The 22,296-nt window shown below is 38.8% G+C and carries 22 protein-coding genes and 1 pseudogene; 5 read left to right on the top strand and 18 right to left on the bottom strand.

All coding sequences use genetic code 11. The annotated features are described in order from the left end of the window. Positions 1 to 18: 18 nt before the first annotated feature. From rirA to LNM86_RS02145, 3 genes and pseudogenes are all read left to right on the top strand, one after another. Positions 19 to 465: an iron-responsive transcriptional regulator RirA gene (gene rirA / locus LNM86_RS02155; protein ID WP_241438247.1), complete on the top strand. Its 447-nt coding sequence runs from the start codon at positions 19 to 21 to the stop codon at positions 463 to 465. A 23-nt stretch (positions 466 to 488) separates the two neighbouring features. Then, positions 489 to 1,681, top strand: a pseudogene (locus LNM86_RS02150) (bifunctional 2-C-methyl-D-erythritol 4-phosphate cytidylyltransferase/2-C-methyl-D-erythritol 2,4-cyclodiphosphate synthase). Further along, entirely contained in the window at positions 1,678 to 2,166 is a 489-nt protein-coding gene (locus tag LNM86_RS02145; RefSeq protein ID WP_241438246.1) for a CinA family protein, read from the top strand. Before LNM86_RS02150 ends, LNM86_RS02145 begins: the two are co-directional and overlap by 4 nt. A 93-nt stretch (positions 2,167 to 2,259) precedes the next feature. Here LNM86_RS02145 and LNM86_RS02140 read toward each other — a convergent pair whose 3' ends face one another. The 14 genes from LNM86_RS02140 to tpiA all read right to left on the bottom strand — a co-directional run bounded on the left by LNM86_RS02140 (position 2,260) and on the right by tpiA (position 16,419). Continuing rightward, positions 2,260 to 2,721, bottom strand: coding sequence for a type II toxin-antitoxin system RatA family toxin (locus tag LNM86_RS02140; protein ID WP_241438880.1), 462 nt, complete (start codon positions 2,719 to 2,721; stop codon positions 2,260 to 2,262). 2 nt (positions 2,722 to 2,723) lie between these two features. Then, entirely contained in the window at positions 2,724 to 3,686 is a 963-nt protein-coding gene (gene lipA / locus LNM86_RS02135) for a lipoyl synthase (protein WP_241438245.1), read from the bottom strand. A gap of 72 nt (positions 3,687 to 3,758) precedes the next feature. Then, positions 3,759 to 5,219: a dihydrolipoyl dehydrogenase gene (gene lpdA, locus LNM86_RS02130; protein ID WP_241438244.1), complete on the bottom strand. Its 1,461-nt coding sequence runs from the start codon at positions 5,217 to 5,219 to the stop codon at positions 3,759 to 3,761. 229 nt (positions 5,220 to 5,448) lie between these two features. Continuing rightward, a complete protein-coding gene (locus LNM86_RS02125) occupies positions 5,449 to 6,777 on the bottom strand; it encodes a pyruvate dehydrogenase complex dihydrolipoamide acetyltransferase (RefSeq protein ID WP_241438243.1) in 1,329 nt (442 codons plus the stop codon). Between the two features lie 14 nt (positions 6,778 to 6,791). Then, positions 6,792 to 8,165 (bottom strand): pyruvate dehydrogenase complex E1 component subunit beta, encoded by a 1,374-nt coding sequence (locus LNM86_RS02120; protein WP_241438242.1) that lies wholly within the window; start codon positions 8,163 to 8,165, stop codon positions 6,792 to 6,794. Between the two features lie 16 nt (positions 8,166 to 8,181). Beyond that, entirely contained in the window at positions 8,182 to 9,222 is a 1,041-nt protein-coding gene (gene pdhA / locus LNM86_RS02115) for a pyruvate dehydrogenase (acetyl-transferring) E1 component subunit alpha (RefSeq protein ID WP_241438241.1), read from the bottom strand. Between the two features lie 127 nt (positions 9,223 to 9,349). Further along, positions 9,350 to 9,679 (bottom strand): FtsB family cell division protein, encoded by a 330-nt coding sequence (locus LNM86_RS02110; RefSeq protein ID WP_241438240.1) that lies wholly within the window; start codon positions 9,677 to 9,679, stop codon positions 9,350 to 9,352. Positions 9,680 to 9,855: 176 nt separating this feature from the next. Beyond that, positions 9,856 to 10,263, bottom strand: a complete 408-nt coding sequence (locus LNM86_RS02105; RefSeq protein WP_241438239.1) for a TM2 domain-containing protein — start codon at positions 10,261 to 10,263, stop codon at positions 9,856 to 9,858. Positions 10,264 to 10,658: 395 nt separating this feature from the next. After that, a complete protein-coding gene (locus tag LNM86_RS02100) occupies positions 10,659 to 11,066 on the bottom strand; it encodes a TM2 domain-containing protein (protein ID WP_241438238.1) in 408 nt (135 codons plus the stop codon). A gap of 74 nt (positions 11,067 to 11,140) precedes the next feature. Further along, the gene (gene eno / locus LNM86_RS02095) at positions 11,141 to 12,430 is read right to left on the bottom strand and encodes a phosphopyruvate hydratase (RefSeq protein WP_241438237.1); all 1,290 of its coding nucleotides are present in this window, start codon (positions 12,428 to 12,430) and stop codon (positions 11,141 to 11,143) included. A gap of 69 nt (positions 12,431 to 12,499) precedes the next feature. Then, positions 12,500 to 13,336, bottom strand: a complete 837-nt coding sequence (gene kdsA, locus LNM86_RS02090; protein ID WP_241438236.1) for a 3-deoxy-8-phosphooctulonate synthase — start codon at positions 13,334 to 13,336, stop codon at positions 12,500 to 12,502. 35 nt (positions 13,337 to 13,371) lie between these two features. Next, a complete protein-coding gene (pyrG, locus tag LNM86_RS02085) occupies positions 13,372 to 15,000 on the bottom strand; it encodes a CTP synthase (RefSeq protein ID WP_241438235.1) in 1,629 nt (542 codons plus the stop codon). Positions 15,001 to 15,124: 124 nt separating this feature from the next. Further along, positions 15,125 to 15,574, bottom strand: a complete 450-nt coding sequence (secG, locus tag LNM86_RS02080) for a preprotein translocase subunit SecG (RefSeq protein WP_241438234.1) — start codon at positions 15,572 to 15,574, stop codon at positions 15,125 to 15,127. Positions 15,575 to 15,654: 80 nt separating this feature from the next. Continuing rightward, positions 15,655 to 16,419 carry a triose-phosphate isomerase gene (gene tpiA / locus LNM86_RS02075; RefSeq protein ID WP_241438233.1) on the bottom strand — a complete coding sequence of 255 codons (765 nt, stop codon included), beginning with the start codon at positions 16,417 to 16,419 and terminating at the stop codon, positions 15,655 to 15,657. A 154-nt stretch (positions 16,420 to 16,573) separates the two neighbouring features. On the opposite strand from tpiA, the gene LNM86_RS02070 reads away from it, so the two are divergent. Further along, complete coding sequence (locus LNM86_RS02070) at positions 16,574 to 18,463, top strand: peptidyl-prolyl cis-trans isomerase (RefSeq protein WP_241438232.1); 1,890 nt, start codon at positions 16,574 to 16,576, stop codon at positions 18,461 to 18,463. Between the two features lie 619 nt (positions 18,464 to 19,082). Here LNM86_RS02070 and LNM86_RS02065 read toward each other — a convergent pair. Further along, a complete protein-coding gene (locus LNM86_RS02065; RefSeq protein WP_241438231.1) occupies positions 19,083 to 19,943 on the bottom strand; it encodes a phytoene/squalene synthase family protein in 861 nt (286 codons plus the stop codon). 457 nt (positions 19,944 to 20,400) lie between these two features. On the opposite strand from LNM86_RS02065, the gene LNM86_RS02060 reads away from it, so the two are divergent. Continuing rightward, entirely contained in the window at positions 20,401 to 20,661 is a 261-nt protein-coding gene (locus tag LNM86_RS02060; RefSeq protein ID WP_241438230.1) for a hypothetical protein, read from the top strand. Between the two features lie 187 nt (positions 20,662 to 20,848). Here the strand turns inward: LNM86_RS02060 and LNM86_RS02055 are convergent, their stop codons facing one another. The 3 genes from LNM86_RS02055 to LNM86_RS02045 all read right to left on the bottom strand — a co-directional run bounded on the left by LNM86_RS02055 (position 20,849) and on the right by LNM86_RS02045 (position 22,277). Further along, positions 20,849 to 21,343: a F0F1 ATP synthase subunit B gene (locus LNM86_RS02055; protein WP_241438229.1), complete on the bottom strand. Its 495-nt coding sequence runs from the start codon at positions 21,341 to 21,343 to the stop codon at positions 20,849 to 20,851. Between the two features lie 11 nt (positions 21,344 to 21,354). Continuing rightward, entirely contained in the window at positions 21,355 to 21,921 is a 567-nt protein-coding gene (locus LNM86_RS02050) for a F0F1 ATP synthase subunit B (protein ID WP_241438228.1), read from the bottom strand. 125 nt (positions 21,922 to 22,046) lie between these two features. After that, entirely contained in the window at positions 22,047 to 22,277 is a 231-nt protein-coding gene (locus tag LNM86_RS02045) for a F0F1 ATP synthase subunit C (protein WP_006589457.1), read from the bottom strand. Positions 22,278 to 22,296: the final 19 nt, after the last annotated feature.

Raw genomic sequence — 22,296 nt, 5'->3', positions numbered from 1 at the left:
AGTTTATAAGGAGATGAAATGCGGTTAACCAAACAGACAAATTATGCGCTTCGGATGCTTATGTATTGTGCAGATAATCAAGAGAATCTCAGTCGTGTTCCAGAAATAGCCAAAGCATATGCCGTGTCCGAGCTTTTTTTATTTAAAATACTCCAACCACTTGTTGAAGCAGGTTTTGTTCAAACAGTACGTGGACGCAATGGAGGCGTTAAATTGGCTAAACCCGCAACAGAAATTTCAATCGCTGATGTCGTGAAAGTAACAGAAGATAATTTCTCTATGGCAGAATGCTTTGATACCGCAGAATCGAATTGCCCATTGATCGATTTTTGTGGTTTAAATACTGCCCTTCAAAAAGCATTAAATGCTTTTTTTGATGTCTTATCCGTGATATCTCTTGCTGATCTAAAACGAAAAAAATTCCAAAATCAATTTAAATTGGATGCTCATAAAATAGTGAATTAAAGCAATATAAAAGGAGATGAAATATTTCTATTGCAGCGATAATATTAGCCGCTGGACGTGGCGAAAGAGCAGGATCTCCACAACAAATTCCCAAACAATATCGCCTTCTAGGACAAGAGCCGGTTATTTGCCATACCGTGCGTTGTTTTGTACAAAATCCAGTAATTACCACTATTGTTCTTGTTATTCATCCAGAAGATCACCAAATCTGTAAGCAAGCCATCGCCGATTTTAAAGACCATCTCATTCTTGTTGAAGGAGGGAATACGCGTCAAATATCCACCTTACATGGACTTTACGCACTTAAAAAGTTTAAGCCCCAATATGTTCATATTCATGATGGTGCCCGCCCTTTTATCGACAATCAACTCCTCGAGAAAATTCATATTACTCTCAGTCCTCAAGAAGGTGTTCTTCCCGTTCTTCCCGTATCTGATACCCTCAAACGTGTAAAGAGCACAGGTCATGTTTTGGAAACAATTGCACGCACCCATCTTTATATGGCCCAAACTCCACAATGTTTTCCCTTTGAAGACATCTTAGCTGCTCATGAAAAAGCACAGCAAACTTGCAAACAAGAATTTACCGATGACTGTGCAATTGCCGAATGGTTTGGGATACCTATACGAACTGTTCCAGGGGATGCTAACAACATAAAAATTACATGGCACGAAGATTTTAAAACTGCACATTTATATCTCCAAAAAAAATGCAAATGTTTCCTGATATCCGCACTGGCAATGGTTATGATGTTCACTCCTTCGAAGAAGGATCTTCTCTCATATTATGTGGCATCAAAATTCCTTTTCATAAAAAACTTAGTGGGCATTCCGATGCTGATGTTGCTTTTCATGCCTTAACCGATGCTCTTCTCGCTACTCAAGGAGCAGGAGACATCGGCACACATTTTCCCCCCTCTGATCCTCAATGGAAAAATGCCTCTTCAGAAATTTTTCTGCGTTATGCTCTTGATATTGTTAGAAAAGCAGGAGGACGCATTGCCAATGTTGATATCACACTGATCGCCGAAGAACCTAAAATCGGCCCCCATCGTCATCAAATGATAGAAAATCTTATGAAAATACTTACAATTTCATCTGATCGAATTTCTATCAAAGCAACAACAAACGAAAAACTCGGATTTATTGGTCGTGGTGAAGGCATTGCGGCTTTAGCAACAATAAGCGTTCTTTATCCAGGAGAAATTCCAAAATGACAGATTCTTGTGAAAAACAAGCACGTAACGTTCTGACAGCTTGTCGGCAAAAAAGTTTACTCTTAACAACTGTCGAATCTTGTACAGGGGGCCTCATTGCTGCAAATCTTACCAATATTGCAGGATCATCAGATGTTCTCGATTGTGGATTTGTTGTTTATTCAAACGAGGCTAAAACACGCCTCGTTGGTGTATGTGCTGAACTTATAAAAACGTACGGTGCTGTTTCAAAGGAAGTTGCTCTTGCAATGGCTGAGGGTGGATTAAAATATTCACATGCTGGAATTGCCGTTTCTGTAACAGGAATTGCTGGACCAGGAGGAGCATGTCTCAATAAACCTGTAGGACTTGTGCATTTTGCTGTGGCTTACAAAAATCATAAAACCCTGCATAAAGAGATGCATTTTGGAAATCTTGATCGTAAAGCTATCCGCTATGCAGCTGTGGAAAATGCTTTGAAAATGATCTTGCAATCTCTTGGATAACATTCTCTCTATCCGATTTTCACAATTTCATGTCATCACAATGATAGTCTGCGACTTCCGATAGATGTCGTGTAAAAACATCAACTTCATAAATTATGTTGATGGATATCCATAAATTTGATGCGCACGCATTTCAAAAGCATCTGTAAACTTATGAAAAGCAATATCAAACATCGAGCCCATCACTAAACCAAGCATTTTGCTTTTAAATTCATAATCAATAAAAAACTCTACCCTACATCCATTGGTATTCTCAATATTATGAAAAGCCCAACGGTTTTCAAGATATTTGAATGGGCCATCAATATATTGAACCTCTATAAGATTTTTTTCTGGCTGAAGAAAAACTTGGGTTGTAAAAGTTTCTCGGATAACCTTATAGCCAACTGTCATATCAGCAATAAGTAAGATCTTTTCTCCATATTCTTGGCGAGAGCGTATTATTAACCCTTCACACATTGGTAAAAACTCAGGATAACGCTCAATATCTGAAACAAGATCAAACATCTCACTGGCACTATGGGCAATCTGCCGCTGTATGGCAAAAGTCGGCATCATTATCTCTGTAAAGCAAATTTTTCATCACGCGCTTTTTGTAAAATTGCAAAATCATCACCCGCATGATGAGATGAACGCGTCAGAGGATTAGAAGCCATATGTAAAAAACCTTTCACTTTACCAATTTTAGCAAAAGACTCAAATTCTTCAGGAGGAACAAAACGAATAACTGGATGATGCTTGCGCGTAGGCTGCAAATATTGCCCTATTGTCATAAAGTCAACATCAGCAGAACGCAAATCATCCATTAATTGAAGAATTTCATTTCGCTCTTCCCCAAGACCAACCATAATTCCTGATTTTGTAAAGATTGTTGGATCAAGTTCTTTAACGCGTTGTAATAGCCGAACTGAATGAAAATAACGTGCTCCTGGACGAACCTTTAAATATTTAGAAGGAACTGTTTCTAAATTATGATTAAAAACATCAGGCTTAGCAGCAACAACAATTTCTAAAGCACCATCTTTATGGCGAAAATCCGGTGTAAGAACTTCAATTGTTGTCTTGGGCGCTTTTCGACGAATCGCATAAATAACTTTTGCAAAATGTTCAGCACCACCATCGGCAAGATCATCCCGATCCACTGATGTAATGACAACATGTTTTAGAGCCATCTGTGCGACAGCATCCGCTACACGTTCCGGCTCATTATCATCAACGGCAAGGGGAATACCTGTTGCAACATTGCAAAACGCACAAGCACGCGTACATATTTCACCTAAAATCATGAAACTGGCATGCCGCTGGCTCCAACATTCACCAACATTTGGACATCCTGCTTCTTCACAGACGGTCACTAATTTATGAGCACGCACAATACCATGCGTTTCTTTATAGACCTGTGATGTTGGCGCTTTTACGCGAATCCAATCCGGTTTTTTTTGAATGCTTGTATCCGGACGGTGTGCTTTTTCAGGATGACGCAAACGTCTATTCGTAACTCTATCAACAACCGTAACCATTTAAGCCTTTGCCCCATCAATATAGAAGGATGATGAAAAATTATATACACAATCTTTCATACACTCTCGTCATCAAGCATTTAAAACTTGACCATATGCATCCAAGACACTTTCTTTCATCATTTCCGATAATGTCGGATGTGGAAAGACAGTATGCATCAATTCTTGCTCAGTTGTTTCAAGATTCATGGCAATGACAAAACCTTGAATCAGTTCTGTGACCTCTGCTCCTACCATATGTGCACCAAGAAGCTGTCCCGTTTTTTTATCAAAAATAGTTTTTACTAATCCTTGATCTTCACCCAAAGCAATCGCTTTGCCATTTGCTGAAAAGGAATAACGGCCAATACGGATATCGTAACCTGCTGCTTTTGCAGCAGCTTCTGAAAGCCCTACAGAGGCAACTTGCGGTGTGCAATATGTGCACCCTGGAATTTTCTTCTTATCAAGTGGATGAACATTCTCCAAACCGGCAAGATGTTCAATGCATATTACGCCCTCTTCTTCTGCTTTATGTGCCAACATAGGAGGACCAGCAACATCACCAATAGCATAGATACCCTCTATACCTGTCCAACTCCATTCATCGGTTACAATGCACCCACGATCGGTCTTGATACCTAATGCTTCTAACCCCAGATTTTCAATATTACCTTGAACCCCAACAGCTGAAATCAGTCGATCCGCTGTAATGGTCTCTGTCTTGCCCTTCACATCAATATGTGCAGTAACAGAATCAGAGTTTTTTTCAACCTTGGTTACTTTTGCCTGTGTAAGAATACGAAGTCCTTTTTTCTCCAACTGTTTACGAGCAAAGGTTGAAATTTCAACATCTTCAGCTGGCATAATATGAGGCATCATTTCAACAACTGTAACCTTCGCTCCCATATCATGATAGAAAGAAGCAAATTCAATGCCAATGGCCCCAGATCCCATGACCAAAAGTGACTTCGGCATTGTTTGTGGAATCATCGCTTCAAAATACGTCCAAATAAGCTTCCCGTCTGGCTCAATACTAGGAAGAGAGCGAGGACGTGCTCCAGTTGCAATAATGATGTGCTTTGCTTGATAAGTCCCCTCTCCTAATGTTCCTTTAGGGACTGGATTTTGCGGTTGCATAACCGGTTTAGATGATGAGGAAACTATAATTTCTGCAAGCTGGTTTCCTTTAGCCCCCTTAGTAAGCTTTGCTTCACCCCAAATAATGTCAATTTTGTTTTTTTTCATTAAAAAACCGACACCAGCATTTAAACGCGCCGAAACTCCACGCGAACGTGCCACAACATCTTTAATATCTGCTTCAATCGTACCATTAAGCTTTAAACCATAATCCTTCACATGTTCAGAAAAATGCTTCATTTCTGCTGAACGCAAAAGCGCCTTTGTTGGAATACAACCCCAATTTAAACAAATTCCACCTAGATGTTCACGTTCAACAATCGCAGTCTTAAAACCGCATTGCGCCGCACGAATCGCAGTTACATATCCACCAGGACCTGATCCAATCACAATTACATCATAAAGACTCGCCACAGTAATCCCTCCATGGACACACATAAAATAGATAGGCACTTTCTACGTTTAAAATGAAAAAACAATATGACAAAGTTTTTTTGTGTCTTTCATTTCAAAGCTTCCCATAAAATACCTTCGCTCACTTAAACAATACAACAATATTGCTCTTCAAATTCTTTAAATTCGCTTCCACTCTCTCAATATACCATGTTTATACATCAATTGACGTGAAGCATTTTTAAACAACTCAAATGAGCATTGCTAATGGATTTTCAATCATCTTCTTAAAAGTCTGAACAAGCTCTGCTGCTAGAGCACCATCAACAGCACGATGATCCGCAGAAAGTGTAACTGACATGACTGTCGCAATCCCTAATGCACCATTTTTAACAACAGCACGTTGTTCCCCTGCACCAATCGCAAAAATCGTCGCATGTGGCGGGTTCAGAATAGCAGAAAAGCTTTTCACACCATACATTCCCATATTTGATACCGCTGTTGTCCCCCCTTGGTATTCTTCCATTTTTAACTTACGTTCCCGTGCTCGCTTGACAAAATCCTTCATCTCATGAGAAATAATTGACAGAGATTTTTCCTCTGCATGGCGAACAATAGGGGTAATTAACCCATCTGGAACAGAAACAGCCACCCCAACATCGCAATGTTTGTGATGAAGTATTCCGTCTTCAAGCCAAGAGACATTCGCATCGGGAACCGCCTTCAAAGAAAGTGCCACAGCTTTAATAATCATATCGTTAACAGAAAGCTTGTAAGCGGGTTTAGCCCCCTCTTGCGTTTTAATCATGGGCGCAGCAGCATTTAATTGCGTGCGAAGTTCCAATAACGCATCGAGTTCACAATCGAGCGTTACATAGAAATGTGGTACTGTCTGCTTTGATTCAACCAAACGCTTAGCAATCGTTTTACGCATATTATTATGGGGAGTGAATGTATATTCATCCTCTTTAAATAGCTTTAATATCTGTCCGTCAGATGCACCTGCACCTATCGGTTGTCTTATTTGTGATGAACCAGCAGCTTCAACAGCACCACTCTTCATCGCTTGTTCTACATCACGCTTGATAATACGCCCATGGGGACCACTTCCAGAAATAAGAGATAAATCGAGACCATTCTGAGATGCCAATCGTCGCGCTAAGGGAGAAGAAAAAAGACGCATATCCTTTTTGTCTCGCTGTACGCCTTGTGGAACGGATGATACATGAGACACTTGTTCTGTCGTTGAATCTGTCTGTTTTATTTCCTCCGTCTCTTTAACCGCAAAAGAAGAAGGCGTTTCTTGCGCAACCTTTGCAGCCTCAGCTAAATCTTCCCCCTCTTCTGCTAAAACAACAATTAAACTATTCACTTTAACGCCTTGCGTACCGGCAGGAACAACGATCTTAGCAACCGTTCCCTCATCAATAGCCTCTACTTCCATTGTCGCCTTATCTGTTTCAATTTCAGCAATAACATCACCAGCAGAAACTTTATCCCCTACCTTAACATTCCATTTTGCCAAATTCCCTTCTTCCATCGTTGGCGAAAGCGCGGGCATTGTAATTTTAATAGGCATCGTGCTTTCCTCCGTTACGCTCTATAAGTCACAGCCTTAACGGCTTCAACAATTTCAGAAACGTTGGGCAAAGCCAACTTTTCAAGATTGGCTGCATAAGGCATTGGAACATCTTTACCAGAAATTGTTGCAACTGGTGCATCAAGATAGTCAAAAGCCTGCTGCATAACACGTGTTGCTATTTCAGTTCCAACAGATGACTGCGGATATCCTTCTTCAATTGTTACCAAACGACCGGTTTTTTTAACTGAAGAGACAATTGTTGGAAGATCCATTGGACGAATGGTCCGTAAATCAATCAATTCAACATCGATACCAAGCTTTTCAATTTCTGGCAATGCTTGAACAGCATAATGCATTCCAATTCCACAAGCAACAATCGTAACATCTTGTCCAGATTTATGAATACGTGCCTTACCAATAGGTAAAACAAAATCATCTATTTGAGGAACATCAAATTGATGACCATATAAAATCTCGTTTTCAAGGAAAATGACAGGATTGTCATCACGAATAGCAGCCTTTAGCAAACCTTTTGCATCCGCCGCACTATAAGGCATGACAACCTTAAGACCTGGTATATGACCATACCATGCCGCATAGCACTGAGAATGCTGGGCACCAACACGTGCAGCAGCACCATTTGGTCCACGAAAAACCATCGGAGCAGTCATTTGTCCACCAGACATATAACGGGTTTTCGCCGCAGAGTTAATAATCTGATCAATTGCCTGCATAGCAAAATTAAATGTCATAAACTCGACAATAGGACGCAACCCTCCAAAAGCAGCACCAACTGCTAATCCTGCAAAACCATGCTCTGTAATTGGTGTATCAATAACGCGACGTTCTCCAAATTCTTCCAATAAACCTTGGCTTACTTTATAAGCACCTTGATATTGTGCGACTTCTTCTCCCAATAAGAAAACCATCTCATCACGCCGCATCTCTTCGGCCATAGCTTGATTAAGCGCTTCACGCACTGTCATGGTAACCATTGTTGTCCCCGCTGGAATATCTAAATCAGAACGCGTTTCAAAAGCAGAAGACGCAGGTACTGCCGAAGGAAGAGACTGAGATTCTTGTTTGGATTTTTGATGCAAATTCAAAGAACTGTCAGTCTGTGAAAGATCCTCAACACTTTCACCTTCTTCTAACAATACCGCAATAACAGTATTAATCTTTACACCTTCAGAACCCTCACGAACACAAATTTTACCAAGTGTACCTTCATCAACAGCTTCTATTTCCATCATTGCTTTATCGGTCTCAATTTCGGCAATTACATCACCAGAACGAACTTTATCACCTTCTTTCTTGAGCCATTTAGATAACTTACCTTCTTCCATCGTTGGAGAAAGCGCAGGCATCAAAATATTAATAGACATACTCGCTTCCCTCGCATCAAACTAAAATATCTGTATAGAGCTCAGAAACATCTGGCTCTTGATCCTTTTGCGCAAAATCTGCTGCATCTGCAACAATCGCACGAACTTCTTTATCGACAGATTTCAAATCGTCTTCACTCGCCCAACCTTTTTCTAGAATCCGCTTTTTCACCTGATCAATTGGATCGTGCTCTTCTTTTACCTTCTGAACTTCTTCCTTGGAGCGATATTTTGCTGGATCAGACATCGAGTGACCACGATAGCGATAGGTCTGCATATCAAGAATGAACGGCCCTTTACCAGAACGCGTCCACGAAATTGCTTCATCAGCAGCTCCTTTTACTGCGCGAACATCCATACCATCAACAACAATACCTGGAATTTCAAAAGAAAGACCACGACGAGAAAAATCCGTCTCCGCTGAAGCACGCACAACAGATGTTCCCATCGCATATTGATTGTTTTCAATAATATAAATAACAGGAAGCTTCCACAGAGAAGCCATATTAAAACTTTCGTAAACCTGCCCCTGGTTAGCAGCGCCATCACCAAAATACACCAATGTTACATTATCTTTACCAAGATATTGATTCGAAAATGCTAAACCAGAGCCAATCGGAACTTGCGCACCAACAATACCGTGCCCACCATAAAAATTCTTTTCTTTAGAAAACATATGCATTGACCCCCCTTTCCCTTTGGAAAATCCGCCTTGACGCCCCGTTAGTTCGGCCATAACACCACGCGGACTCATACCAACCGCCAACATATGTCCATGATCACGGTAAGAGGTAATAACCTGATCACCTTCTTTTGCTGCCTTTAGTGTTCCAGTAACAATAGCTTCCTGTCCAATATAGAGATGACAAAAACCACCAATAAGCCCCATACCATAAAGTTGGCCTGCTTTTTCTTCAAAACGGCGAATTAAAAGCATCTTACGATAAGCATCAATCTCTTCTTCTTTTGTAAAAATAGCTAATGGCGCTTTCTTGGTGGTGTTTGATAATGCATTATGCACCACCGACGCAGAACCTTTTTTAGACCTTTCTGCCATATTAAACTCCCTTTTGTAATTCTCTAGGAATAACCTTTACGAACAAAAGTTACAAGCATTATCAATAAGCTTAGAGAATATCACAGGTGATTATGTTAAAATATTTCTTGAATTAAAGCGCGTTTCATTAACTTTTAATATCATTGAAGGGAATGAGTATTGTTAATTCATTTGGCTTGGAAAAATTTAAATTCTTCCGGATATACTCATCCAACATATCTCTTTCGATATGCCCGTTGCGTAAAAGAGAAATACGCTTTTCAATAAATACCCGCTTAGATTTTACTCTATGAAGTTCCTCTTCTAATGCGACAATCTGTTGATTAACTTCACTTCGTGAATATAACCCATACTCACCATGATAAATATGATAACTGAAATAGCTTAAAACTCCCATAGTCATCAATGGAAGTACAAAGCGCACCTTTACCGATCTGCGTTTTTGCTTTGTCCACATAAAATAGCACAGTCTTTATAGCACAATTCTCTTAATATTTCGCTCAACTATGCATGATTTTCATTAATAGCCCATTACCAAATTCCTACTCACAAAAAATTGTGCATTATATGCTGAATAACTCCGCTATAAGGAAATTATGTGATCTCTTTTTATATTACAATTCTTGGCGTTTACTAGTTTGTAATTCTATATCCATTTTTGTCAGTAAATTTGCCCGTTACAATGAATATAAAATCAACAGTTCTCCAAATTAAAGACACAATCAATCCAATCATTGATAAAGACAGAACAAGCATTAAAATGCCCGTTCCAATTTTACCAACTATAAAGCGATGGATTCCTAATAAACCTAAAAACCAACAAACAACCCCAGCCACCACTTGTGAGTGTTCTGACACTTGTTGCACTAAAAGAGGAACAACAGATTTAATGGTATCCCCTTCACACACAAAATCAACGGCATCCCCCACCTGCGGTGGATTCTTTCCTAACCAATCCCAATTTGAGAATTGATAGCGCTTACCATCATCACCCAAAACCAAGTAAACTTGTTGATCCTGACTAATAATTCTACCTCTCATCTTTACCACCTATAAAATCGTTACTCACATGTTATTATAAATTATTACAAAGAAATTTCTTCTATTTTGATACTATACCGATCAGCCTCACTTCGTGAATACAATCCATATTCTTCGTGATAAATGCGATATTTTAAATAGATTAAAACTCCCCCAATATTCTAGAATTCTCTACCGACATAAGTGCCGATACAAATCACACTTTAACCGCTTTACATTGCTATTCTAACGATAGAGAATAGTACTATCTTTTTCAATACTTTTAATCAACCACGCATTGTTTTCATTAATATTTTATCATAAAATACTTACATAGAAGTAATTTTTTTGAATATATCTACCATAACAAAAATAGACAGCCTGCTCTTGCACCCTTATATTACCCCATACAACTTCTACCAGCGTGTAATTTGTTTCCCATCTTTGTCTCTGAACTTTCCTGCTGCAATAGTTATAAAATCAACAATCGCCCAAATCCCTGTAATTAACAAGCCGACAATGGATAAAGATAAAATAAGCATTAAAGCGCCAGTCCAAACTTTACCAATCATAAAGCGATGAACACCAAATATGCCAGTAAACCAACAAATGAGTGTAAGCATCGGTCTTGTCGGATCTGAATCTTGTTGCAACAATGGGAAAATAGATTTAGCATTACCTTCTTCACACACAAAATCAACGGCATCACCTAACCTAGGTGGATTTTTTCCTAACCAATCCAAAGTTGCAAATTGATAACGCTTACCATCATCACCGGAGATAAGATAAACCCCTTGTTCTTGATTGATAATTATACCTCTCATCTTTAGCACCTATAAAATCGTTGCATATATATCTGACCGTAAAATGAATGTTATAATTGCAATGAGATCACAATTTAAAATCTTAAACTCATCATACAACGCTCCATATTACCCGCATAACATGCCTGTTCTCCTAGCATTTCTTCAATACGAATGAGCTGATTATACTTTGCTAATCTATCTGAGCGCGCAAGAGAGCCGGTTTTAATCTGCCCACAATTCGTTGCAACCGCGAGATCTGCAATGAAAGAATCTTCCGTCTCACCTGAGCGATGCGATATGATCGCATGATAGCCTGCTTTATGGGCTGTCTCTATAGCATCAAGCGTTTCACTCAAAGTACCAATCTGGTTCACTTTTATAAGAATAGAATTGGCAGCACCCATTTTGATACCATCGCGCAAACGCGCAGAATTTGTGACAAACAAATCATCGCCAACAAGCTGACATTTGTTACCAATCGAATTCGTAAGTAACTTCCACCCTTCCCAATCATCTTCAGCCATCCCATCCTCAATTGAAATAATGGGATAAGTTTCAACAAGTTGCGCTAAATAATCCACCTGCTCTTGAATACCACGGCATTTACCTTCACCTTTATAAAAATATGAACCATCTTTATAAAACTCTGTTGATGCACAATCTAAACCAAGAGCAATTTGCTCTCCTAGTTTATATCCAGATGCTATTATGGCTTCTATAATAAACTCTATTGCCTGCTCCGCATTTTTAAATTGGGGTGCAAAACCACCTTCATCACCAACATTGGTATTATAACCTGCATCTTTTAAACGTTTTTTTAATGTATGAAAAACTTCAGCCCCATAGCGAACTGCCTCTTTGAGTGTGGGTGCACCAACAGGAATAATCATAAATTCTTGAAAATCAATTGGGTTATCAGCATGAACACCACCATTGATAATATTCATCATTGGTGTGGGCAGAATATGTGCTTGTGTACCACCGATATAACGATATAAAGGTAAATTTAATGATTCTGCTGCTGCTTTTGCAACAGCTAATGAAACACCGAGAATGGCATTCGCACCAAGACGTGCTTTGTTTGGTGTTCCATCCAAAGCAATCATTGCTTGATCGATAGCAATTTGATTTCTTGCATCTCGCCCACCAAGTTCCTCAAGAATTTCGCCATTGACTGCTGCAACCGCTTTTTCAACACCTTTCCCTTGATAGCGCACTCCACCATCACGAAGCTCGATAGCTTCATGGGCTCCTGTCGAAGCCCCTGAGGGCACAAGAGCGCGACCAAAAGCTCCATTCTCCAAATGAACATCAACCTCTACCGTTGGATTACCGCGGCTATCGAGCACTTCACGTCCAATGATATCAACAATTATAGTCATGTGCGTTTCCTTATCCAACAAAAGTCTTGATTCATTTTAACCGTCATAATGATCAAATATCGTCTCTATTCAATTCATTTTCTTCGACAGATAATCAAATTCCATTAAAGTCTCAAGAAGTCTTTGTAAATGATCAATCCTAATCATATTAGGTCCATCAGAAGGTGCATTATCCGGATCTTGATGCGTTTCTAAAAAAAGACCTGCTACCCCAACAGAAACAGCTGCACGCGCCAAAACTTCAACAAATTGACGCTGTCCACCAGATGAATTGCCTTGACCACCGGGCTCCTGAACAGAATGCGTTGCATCAAAAATAACAGGAGCACCAAATGAACGTAAAATAGGCAATGAACGCATATCAGAAATAAGCCGGTTATAACCAAATGAAGTTCCTCGTTCACAAAGCATAACATTTAAATTCCCGCTTTTTATGACTTTTTTTAAAACATTCTCCATATCCCACGGAGCTAAAAACTGACCTTTTTTAATATTGATAACACGTCCCGTTTTAGCAGCCGCTATCAAAAGATCGGTTTGACGGCATAGGAAAGCCGGAATTTGCAAAATATCTACCGTAGAAGCAACAACCGTGCATTGCTCTTCTGTATGTACATCAGTCAAAACCGGACAACCAAACTCCTTCTTCAAATCAGAAAAAATAGCCATTGCTTTTTCAAGACCAATACCACGTGCCGCCCCTAAGGATGTCCTGTTGGCTTTATCGTAACTTGATTTATAAACAAACCCAATGCCAACTTGATCTGTAATCGTCTTAATTCGGCCTACCATTTCAAAAGCATGCTCTCGACTTTCCATCTGACATGGTCCAGCAATTAATGAAAAAGGAGCATCATTTGAGAATACAACATTCCCAACTTGTACAATGGTGTTTGGTTCAGACATTTTATCCCTCAAAAAGCAAAAAACTGATTTATGAACTAAACCAATCGACTTTGTTCTATAGTGGCTTCAATAAAAGAAGAAAAAAGTGGATGTGGATCAAAGGGACGTGATTTCAACTCTGGATGATATTGAACACCGATAAACCATGGATGATCGGCATATTCTATTGCTTCTGGTAAAATACCATCGGGAGACATACCAGAAAAAATTAAACCACACTGTTCCAGCTCGTCTTTATAATCGATATTGACCTCATAACGATGACGATGTCGCTCGCTAATCCTTGTCATCCCATAAATCTTGGCAATATGGCTGTTTTCTTTTAATTCAGCGGGAAAAGCTCCAAGACGCATTGACCCACCAAGATTACTACATTGTGTCCGTTTCTCAAGAATATCTCCTTTAAGCCATTCTCTCATCAAACCTACAATTGGATTGTTGGTTTCGCAAAATTCACTTGATGATGCATTTTCAATCTGAGCAATATTACGCGCAGCTTCTATACAAGCCAATTGCATCCCGAAACAAATACCTAAAAATGGAACTTTACGTTCCCGTGCAAATTGAATTGCTCGAATCTTACCTTCTGCACCACGTGCTCCAAAAGCACCAGGTACCAAAATTCCATGAACTTTTTGTAAAGTCGATGCTGGATCTTCTCTTTCAAAAAGCTCTGCATCAATCCATTCAATATTAACCTTCACTTTATTGGCTAAACCACCATGGGCAATAGCCTCGGTGAGAGATTTATAAGCATCCTTTAATCCGGTATATTTTCCAACAACAGCAATGATCACTTCTCCTTCAGGATGGTGAATTCGATGTGTAATCTCTTCCCAACGGTTCATTTGCGGCTTAGGAGTCGTATGCATTCCAAAAGCAGAAAGAACTGCTGAATCTAGCCCCTCTTTGTGATATGCCATAGGAACATCATAAATCGTTGGCATATCCAATGCCTGAATCACCGCATTTGAATGAACATTACAAAAAAGTGATAATTTGCTCCGCTCTGTTTCCGGAATAGACCGATCTGCCCGTACTAACAAAATATCGGGCGCAATCCCAATGGATTGCAACTCTTTAACAGAATGTTGTGTTGGTTTGGTTTTTAATTCTCCCGCCGAAGGAATATAAGGCATTAATGTGAGATGTACATAAACAACATTTTGTCTTGGTAATTCATTATGAAGCTGACGAATCGCTTCTAGAAAAGGCATTGCTTCAATATCACCAACCGTCCCACCTATTTCACACAACACAAAATCAAAGTCTTCATTTCCGGTGGTAATGAACTTTTTAATTTCATCAGTGACATGAGGAATTACTTGGACTGTTGCCCCCAAATAATCACCACGTCGTTCGCGTTCAATGATATTTTGATAAATGCGCCCTGTCGTAATATTGTCTTGGCTATTTGCAGAGCATCCAGTAAAACGCTCATAATGACCAAGATCAAGATCCGTTTCTGCACCATCATCGGTTACAAAAACCTCACCATGTTGATAAGGAGACATCGTCCCTGGATCAATATTTAAATAAGGATCAAGCTTGCGAAGCCGTACACGATATCCGCGCGCCTGCAATAATGCAGCTAATGCCGCTGCTGCAATGCCTTTTCCAAGAGAGGAAACCACACCACCAGTAATAAAAACATAACGTGCCATGGGCTTATGGTGATAAGCATTTTATAACAATTTTTCCAGCAAAAAATGCAAAAAAAAACAACTTTTCTTCTATAAAATAAAAAAGGCGAAAAAATCACCTTTTTTAAAATCCATATTTTTCTAATTATTTTGTACTGTTATCCGGAACTGGATTTTCATGAACCGTTGGAACTGGATTTTCAGCTTCAGGAACTGTAGATTTTTTCTGTTCCTGAGGAGATGTTGAATCGCCCCCTAGCTGTTCAAGAATAGAAGGTTGAGCCTTACCATCCGATGAGGGAATCCCTTCAGTCCCTTTATTTGTATTTTGTTCTGAGTTAACTGGAATACGCTTGAGAATATCAGAACTCGAGTTTGATATGCTCCCCACAACGGTAAGTCCTATAGACACTGCAAAAAAACACCCTGCTAAAATAGCGGTTAAACGTGTTAGTGGATTTTTGGTCCCACGCGTTTTCATCAATCCAGAACCACTACTCGCACCAAGCCCGCCACCTTCCGAAGGCTGAATTAAGATCACACCAACTAAAGTAATAACAACCAAAAAATGGATAACAATAAGTACTGTTTGCATAAACCCTGCTCTTTAAATAACTCTTCATGGCTCTTTACACAGAAATAGCACATATTCCAAGGGAAAACCAAGATTCCTTGTTATAATTTACGATAAACATCGCAAATAGTTAAAAAATCCGTTGCTTTCAAGCTTGCTCCACCTATCAGAGCCCCATTAACATGGTCAGTACTCAAAAGCTCAAATGCATTGGATGGCTTTACTGATCCACCATAAAGCAAACGTATCTTGTTTCCTTCATCACCAAAACGAGAGCGCATCTCATCACGTATAAAATGATGTACTTCTGCTACATCTGCTGAAGTCGCCGTATTGCCTGTTCCTATAGCCCATACTGGTTCATAAGCAATAATCATATTCTCTGCTGTTACGCCATCTGGCAAAGACCCCTCAAGCTGTCTTTCAAGCACATCCAGTACTTTATGACTTTTTCGCTCCTCTAATGTTTCACCAATACAAACAAGAGCAACAAGACCTGCTCGCCATGCTGCTCGCACTTTAGCACAAACAATCGCATCATTTTCCTGATAAAGTGTACGGCGCTCTGAGTGGCCAATAATGACATGGCTCGCCCCTGCTTCTTTAAGCATAAAAGCTGAAATATCTCCAGTATAAGGGCCATGATCATCAAAATGACAATTTTGCCCTCCTAACAAAAGGTTCTCACCACCTAACGTATCAGAAGCCCGCGATAAAAGTGTTGCTGGAACACAAATAAGCGCCTCAAATAAACGGCCTAAATCAGAGCTCACACCAGCAGCAATGGCACGCAATTCTCCAAGCGATTCACCAGTTCCATTCATTTTCCAATTTCCAGCAATAAAAGGCCGAATATTTGGAGACATATTTCCACCTCAAAAATTATCACAACATACTCTTCGTCTCATAGGTATCAAATTATAAAGTGAAAGCAAGTCTTTAAGCTTGCATCTTTCGTATCTTTATTGCAAATTCTATTATTGCTTTGATAATAATGCATGTGAAAAATGGAATTGAATAATGCTTGATATCATGAGAAATGCTACGAATTCTTGGGTTGCCAAGATTTTTCTTGCTATTTTGCTCTTATGCTTCATCCTTTTATGGGGAATACCACAGTTACGCACAAAAGGTGAAAGAGACCTGATTACCTCTGGAAAGTCTACAATAACTGTCGATGGTTATCGCCTCGCACTTGCTGATCAAAGCGCACGTTTAGCACTCGCATCTCATCTTGGGCGAATGTTCACACCAAACGAAATGCAACAATACAAAATCCCCGCTTTTGTTTTTAATCAATTACAACAAAATGTCCTGTTTGATGAACAAGCGCGTAAAATGAAAATTAGTCTCTCAAAAGATGCAATAGCTCGTATTCTTGGGGCTGATAATATGTTTCAAATGAATGGAGCCTTTGATCACAATTTGCTTCGTAACTATCTGCAGCATCTACAGATCAACGAAAATAATTTTCTTGATTATTATGCCCAAAAAGAAAGGCGTAACCAGCTCATTTCCGCTCCACTAGCCGGTATGAAAGCACCAGATCTTTTTTATAAAGCATTCGCTCTTTATCAAAAAGAAGCCCGCATCGCTGATTATCTCGTTATTGATCTCAAAGAGAAGGAAATAAATTCCAACCCTGATCAAGAAACACTGCAAAAATGGTTTGAAGCACATAAAAGTGAACTTCGTGCTCCAGAGTACCGTACTGTTTCTTTGTTATCGATGACCGCAGATGAGATTGTAAAACCCGAAGATATTTCAGCAGATGAAGCGAGAGTTTATTATACACAAAATACCTCACGTTTTATGAATCCTGAAAAACGCACCATTGAAGAATTGCGATTCTCTACACGTGAAGCTGCCGATAATGCAGCAAAAAAAATAGCCGGTGGATTGAGTTTTGATGAACTGGTTAAAGCGGAAAATAAAACTCTCAATGAGATAAAAAAGGGGCCTCTGACCGAAAGCGAACTTCCTAGTCATCTCGCATCTGAAATCTTTGAACTCAAACAAGGACAAGTCAGTACTGTCATCAATGATTTACAAGGTCCTGTTATCATTCGCTTAACACATATTGAACCTTCAGCCCCTCTTCCCTTTGAAAAAGTGGAAGAAAATATTCGCCAAACACTTGCTCAAAATCGTGCTGTAGATGCTATACGTAACAATTATACAGCAATCGAAAACGCCCGTTTTGAGGGAGCTTCTCTCAAAGAAATTGCTGAGCAATATAAATTACCTCTGCGTACAATGACTATTGATAAGACAGGCAAAACAGTTGAAGGTGAAACACTCACAGACTTACCCCAGAAAGATATTTTATTGAATGCACTCTATCAAGCAAATGAAGGAGTCGATCTTGATCCTCTTACCCTTCAAAAAGGCGGATATCTCTGGTATAAGGTCGATAAAATTATTCCAGAACGCGATAGAACACTTGAAGAAGCTAAGCAAGAAGCGCTTTCTCAATGGAGAAATGAGGAAATTCAGCGACTTCTTGATGAAAAAGCCCAAAATGCTCTCAAACAACTCGCTGAAGGGAAAAGTTTGATTTCTCTTGCCCATACACTTGATGTTAAAAAACAAACAACACAAACCATACATCGTCAGGATTCATCTGAAATCTTTGGAGTTGAAGGTGTTAGAGCATTATTTTCTGGTCCGAAAGGTCATTATGGCATGGTAAAAGGCCCAGTTGCGACAAATCGTATTGTTTATCAAATAAAGACCGTAACCATGCCTACCGACATCACCCCTCATACCCTTTCACCTGATATCCGTACCAAGATAGATAGTGTAATAAGAGAAGATCTAAGACTAGAAATGCTGCAAGTTGCCAATGAAGAACATCCTTTGGAAATTAACAGCACTCTTTATAATCAGATCTTTAACACTTTCCCGTAAAAATACTGTAACTGATTTGTGGTCTTTAGAAGAACAATTGTAACCAGAGCTTTTCCTATAATTAAAAAACGAAAGAGATTTCTTTTCTCTTGGTATCAGGATAAGTAAAAGCTACATAAATAATAAGATTTTTTGCAAATTTTCTGGTCTATAGAAAAAGAATAAAGCTAAAGTAGAAAGGAGTTTTGTGGTGTAATAAATGCTCCCCATCAAGCTAAGATTGTAGATATTGTCGTGATAATAAGCATCCATTGCGGTTTTATGACTTTTCTATAGCTAAATATTTCCCTGTAGGCTAGAAAGATTTCTTTCATAATAGAAATGACATTTCATCAGAAGATGATACATTCCTTTATTTAAGTCCCTCAATATCACCAGAAAACCAGCCTATATATTTTTAAACTTGAGCTTACGTTTTACACTCTCTCAATCATTTATCATTGCACAGCATGAAACAAAAGAAATATATGATATCTCACCAAATCCAATTTTAACCGTTCGACCATCCTTATATCAATGCATTCGTAGTGCTTCCTAAAAGGGGTTCACTGTTATAATATTGCACTTCTTTCTAATGCATTTACTTGACTCTCCTGTTCCTGATAACAGGCTTTTATCCTTATAATGCTCTTGGAAAATTACCGCTTATTGCTGCTTTCGTTATCAACCAATAACGACGAATCAATGGTAAAACTGCACTTTCTTGAAAAACTCCAGCTCCTAATTGTACCGCTTTTTGAAGAGATGCTGGTACAATTGCCAATGGAAGAAATGCTGGTTTAAGTATTCTCGGCAAAGTCTTAGAATACTCGTAAAACTTGGCATAATGACTTCGCGTTACGGCTACCATAGCTTCAACAATACAGCATTTTTGCTCGTCATTGACACGGTTGCCCTCTAAATCCTTCCTATCCACTCCCACAGCCTTTAGCATATCAGTCGGTAAATAATATTGATATCGTGATTGCATAAATGATAAAAGGCGTAACACACCACTGAAGCCTTGAGCAATTCCACCATACTTATAGACATCCGTAAAATCTGGTGCCACATTGGGATCTAATATCTGACAAGAAAGTTGTAAAATGATATTTGCTGTTTCACAACAATAAGATTCTAGATCATGAAGCGTTTCTATTGGATTGTGGTAAAGATCTAAAATTTGCGCGTCACAATAACGTAAAAAAGCCGTCTTCGGTAAATTAAAAACAGTTATTGCTGTCAATAAATCATTTAAAATTGGGTTATTTTTATTCTCTTGCATTTCACCATTAGCAATAGAATCATACCACCAACGTAATCGTATCTCACCTATAAGTGGATCATGCACAGTTTCGCGAATACGAGCAATTTCCACATTAAAAGCGTAAAGAGCAGCTAATGCTCTACGCTTTTTTTTAGGAGCAAATAAAACTGATATATAGCGATCACGATCAGCAGCACGCAAAATATCAAAACAATAAGGAAGAGAATTTATCATTCTATGACACCGTTTAACTGCCTTTTTAGGTATTAATCCTCTCTTTTGATTCATCTTTTAAACTTAAGAGATGAGAAAATACAGCAAAGAGAATAAGATTTGCAAATACATCTCATGTATTACGAATGAAGATTGCTTTTCTAGGTATTTTTTAACAACACCTAACAGACATATTTTTACTGCTAAAAAGTGACGTGAAGTTGTAATCTACCAATGAGAATGAAATTTCACAAATAGGAAAATGCGCAAAAAATCTTATCTGTTATGTTAGCATTTCTTCCAAAATAAAACACCAAGTAATAATCACTTTAGGATATAGAGGCTTAATTGCATCAGATCTTATTTGTATCCTATTTTTACATGTAAGAGAAGAAAACGATTTACCTTTTAATATTAGCATATATCCAATAGCATCACGTGTGAAGCTAGAAAGAAAATATGCAAATATTCATTTATAATGATCATTCATCGTTTTGCATATTCAATGAGAACCCTAAATATCGTAAAATTCTTTCACTGCAAATCTATGTATGCTGACCAATCCTCCCTCTTTACACGTTGCAAACAGGAAGTGCGTGTGGATAAAAATTGTTTAGAAAGAAGTAAAAATGTTATGAAGCATTTTCATGCTAAAGTTTTCGAAACATTGAGCGATGGCAAACATCATGATGATACTCAGTTACTACTTTATAAGTGTAAAGACGATGATATTCAATAGGATGGCCATTACAGTTCTCTATAGACAATAGAAAAAGTGCACCTGAAAGGTTTTAAAATGTCTTCTAAAAGAAACATGTAAATGATTCATACACAACAAAAATAAAACTAACCTACCTTACAAAGGAATCTCTCCCCTAAAAGGAAATTCTCCCTTTAAAATTAGCTCTTTGAACACTTTAGCTTTCTTAATTAAGAGATGTTTTCATTTTAGTAAGAGTCTCTTCACAAAAAGACTCCTTGATGAGTTCATGGGCTTTATGAGAATCTAACTCTTTTGTAATAAGTATACGAGCAGTGGAAATCGCCAAATCGATAGCAGATGAGGAAACCATACGTATTGCATCAGCTTCTGCTTGAGCAATTTTTTGCTCCGCCAATTTATTACGATTCTTTACATATTCTTCCGCTTTTGTATGAGCCTGTGCAATAATAGCTGCAACTTCATGCTTAGCTGCGGCAATAATTTCTTGTGCATCCTTCTCTGCTTCTACGTGTTTACGCTGATATTCAGCTAACACCTCTTGAGCCTCTTCGCGCAGACGAAGAGCTTCATCAAGTTCATCTTTTATACGCTTTGCTCGCGCATCAAGATGGCGTACAGCCATCTGCGGAACTTTAAAATAAACCAAAAGAGCAAAAAAAAGGAGTAACCCCACAAAAGCCCAAAAAGTATCAGTCATTCTCGTATCCTTCAGTAATCCGCAACTTTAATAACTGAACGAACAGTCTCTTTACTGACATTAACATCTGCCAATTTATGTACAATTTCAAGAGCTAGCTCTTCAGCGATAGAACCAACATTTTGCATAGCCTTATCGCGAATTTTTATTATCTGTTTTTCAGCATCGGCTAGTTTTTTCTCTAAATTTTCCTCAATTTCTTTGCGTTCAAACTCAACCTTTTCTTTCAATTCTTCACTAGCTGCTTGTGCTATGACATGAGCCTGAAAACGAGCTTCAGCTAATTTTCGCTCATAAGTTTCAACGACAATATCTGCTTCCTGTTTCATACGCATTGCTTGATCTAAATCAGATGCAATGCGATCTCGACGTGTTTCAATAACACCGCCAATACGAGGGACAATGACACGAGAAATAAAAAGATAAAAAAGACCAAAAGAAATTGCTAACCAAAAAAAATGCGAACCAAAATGCACAAAATCAAAAGGCGGAAACACACGATCGGCATGCTCTGTTACATTCTTAATATGTTCTATCGGCTTTTCAGTGGTTTGTGCATAAACGCTGGAAATAAACATCTTCTCCATCCTTCAACAACTTAATCCCCCTATAACCGATAACAACTCGCTAACATTCTTTTCATTAAGAAATAAAGGGCACACCTGCCTCTCATGAGAAAATAGGTACACCCTCTTTATAGTAATTAAACCGCAAAAAGAAGCAATAAAGCAATAAGCAATGAAAAAATACCCAAAGCTTCTGTCACAGCAAAACCAAAGACGAGACGACCAAATTGACTATCTGCTGCTGATGGATTGCGTAATGCACCAGAAAGATAGCTACCAAAAATATTTCCAAGGCCCAAAGCCGTCCCTGCCATACCAAAGCAAGCAAGCCCAGCGCCAATATATTTTGCTGCAAGCACTAATTCCATATTATTCTCCTTTAAATTT

Origin of the sequence: Bartonella machadoae (assembly GCF_022559585.1) — a bacterium.
Classification (GTDB): Bacteria; Pseudomonadota; Alphaproteobacteria; order Rhizobiales; family Rhizobiaceae; genus Bartonella; species Bartonella machadoae.
Note: the sequence above shows the minus strand (reverse complement) of the source record. Positions and strands in the feature narration are given on the sequence as shown.

Bases quoted from the DNA above. Each gene is read 5' to 3' on its own strand.
- rirA (WP_241438247.1), top strand. From the start codon at position 19: ATGCGGTTAACCAAACAGACAAATTATGCGCTTCGGATGCTTATGTAT.
- LNM86_RS02145 (WP_241438246.1), top strand. From the start codon at position 1,678: ATGACAGATTCTTGTGAAAAACAAGCACGTAACGTTCTGACAGCTTGT.
- LNM86_RS02140 (WP_241438880.1), bottom strand. From the start codon at position 2,721: ATGCCGACTTTTGCCATACAGCGGCAGATTGCCCATAGTGCCAGTGAG.
- lipA (WP_241438245.1), bottom strand. From the start codon at position 3,686: ATGGTTACGGTTGTTGATAGAGTTACGAATAGACGTTTGCGTCATCCT.
- LNM86_RS02125 (WP_241438243.1), bottom strand. From the start codon at position 6,777: ATGCCTATTAAAATTACAATGCCCGCGCTTTCGCCAACGATGGAAGAA.
- LNM86_RS02120 (WP_241438242.1), bottom strand. From the start codon at position 8,165: ATGTCTATTAATATTTTGATGCCTGCGCTTTCTCCAACGATGGAAGAA.
- pdhA (WP_241438241.1), bottom strand. From the start codon at position 9,222: ATGGCAGAAAGGTCTAAAAAAGGTTCTGCGTCGGTGGTGCATAATGCA.
- LNM86_RS02110 (WP_241438240.1), bottom strand. From the start codon at position 9,679: ATGTGGACAAAGCAAAAACGCAGATCGGTAAAGGTGCGCTTTGTACTT.
- LNM86_RS02105 (WP_241438239.1), bottom strand. From the start codon at position 10,263: ATGAGAGGTAGAATTATTAGTCAGGATCAACAAGTTTACTTGGTTTTG.
- LNM86_RS02100 (WP_241438238.1), bottom strand. From the start codon at position 11,066: ATGAGAGGTATAATTATCAATCAAGAACAAGGGGTTTATCTTATCTCC.
- eno (WP_241438237.1), bottom strand. From the start codon at position 12,430: ATGACTATAATTGTTGATATCATTGGACGTGAAGTGCTCGATAGCCGC.
- kdsA (WP_241438236.1), bottom strand. From the start codon at position 13,336: ATGTCTGAACCAAACACCATTGTACAAGTTGGGAATGTTGTATTCTCA.
- pyrG (WP_241438235.1), bottom strand. From the start codon at position 15,000: ATGGCACGTTATGTTTTTATTACTGGTGGTGTGGTTTCCTCTCTTGGA.
- secG (WP_241438234.1), bottom strand. From the start codon at position 15,574: ATGCAAACAGTACTTATTGTTATCCATTTTTTGGTTGTTATTACTTTA.
- tpiA (WP_241438233.1), bottom strand. From the start codon at position 16,419: ATGTCTCCAAATATTCGGCCTTTTATTGCTGGAAATTGGAAAATGAAT.
- LNM86_RS02070 (WP_241438232.1), top strand. From the start codon at position 16,574: ATGCTTGATATCATGAGAAATGCTACGAATTCTTGGGTTGCCAAGATT.
- LNM86_RS02065 (WP_241438231.1), bottom strand. From the start codon at position 19,943: ATGATAAATTCTCTTCCTTATTGTTTTGATATTTTGCGTGCTGCTGAT.
- LNM86_RS02060 (WP_241438230.1), top strand. From the start codon at position 20,401: ATGATCATTCATCGTTTTGCATATTCAATGAGAACCCTAAATATCGTA.
- LNM86_RS02055 (WP_241438229.1), bottom strand. From the start codon at position 21,343: ATGACTGATACTTTTTGGGCTTTTGTGGGGTTACTCCTTTTTTTTGCT.
- LNM86_RS02050 (WP_241438228.1), bottom strand. From the start codon at position 21,921: ATGTTTATTTCCAGCGTTTATGCACAAACCACTGAAAAGCCGATAGAA.
- LNM86_RS02045 (WP_006589457.1), bottom strand. From the start codon at position 22,277: ATGGAATTAGTGCTTGCAGCAAAATATATTGGCGCTGGGCTTGCTTGC.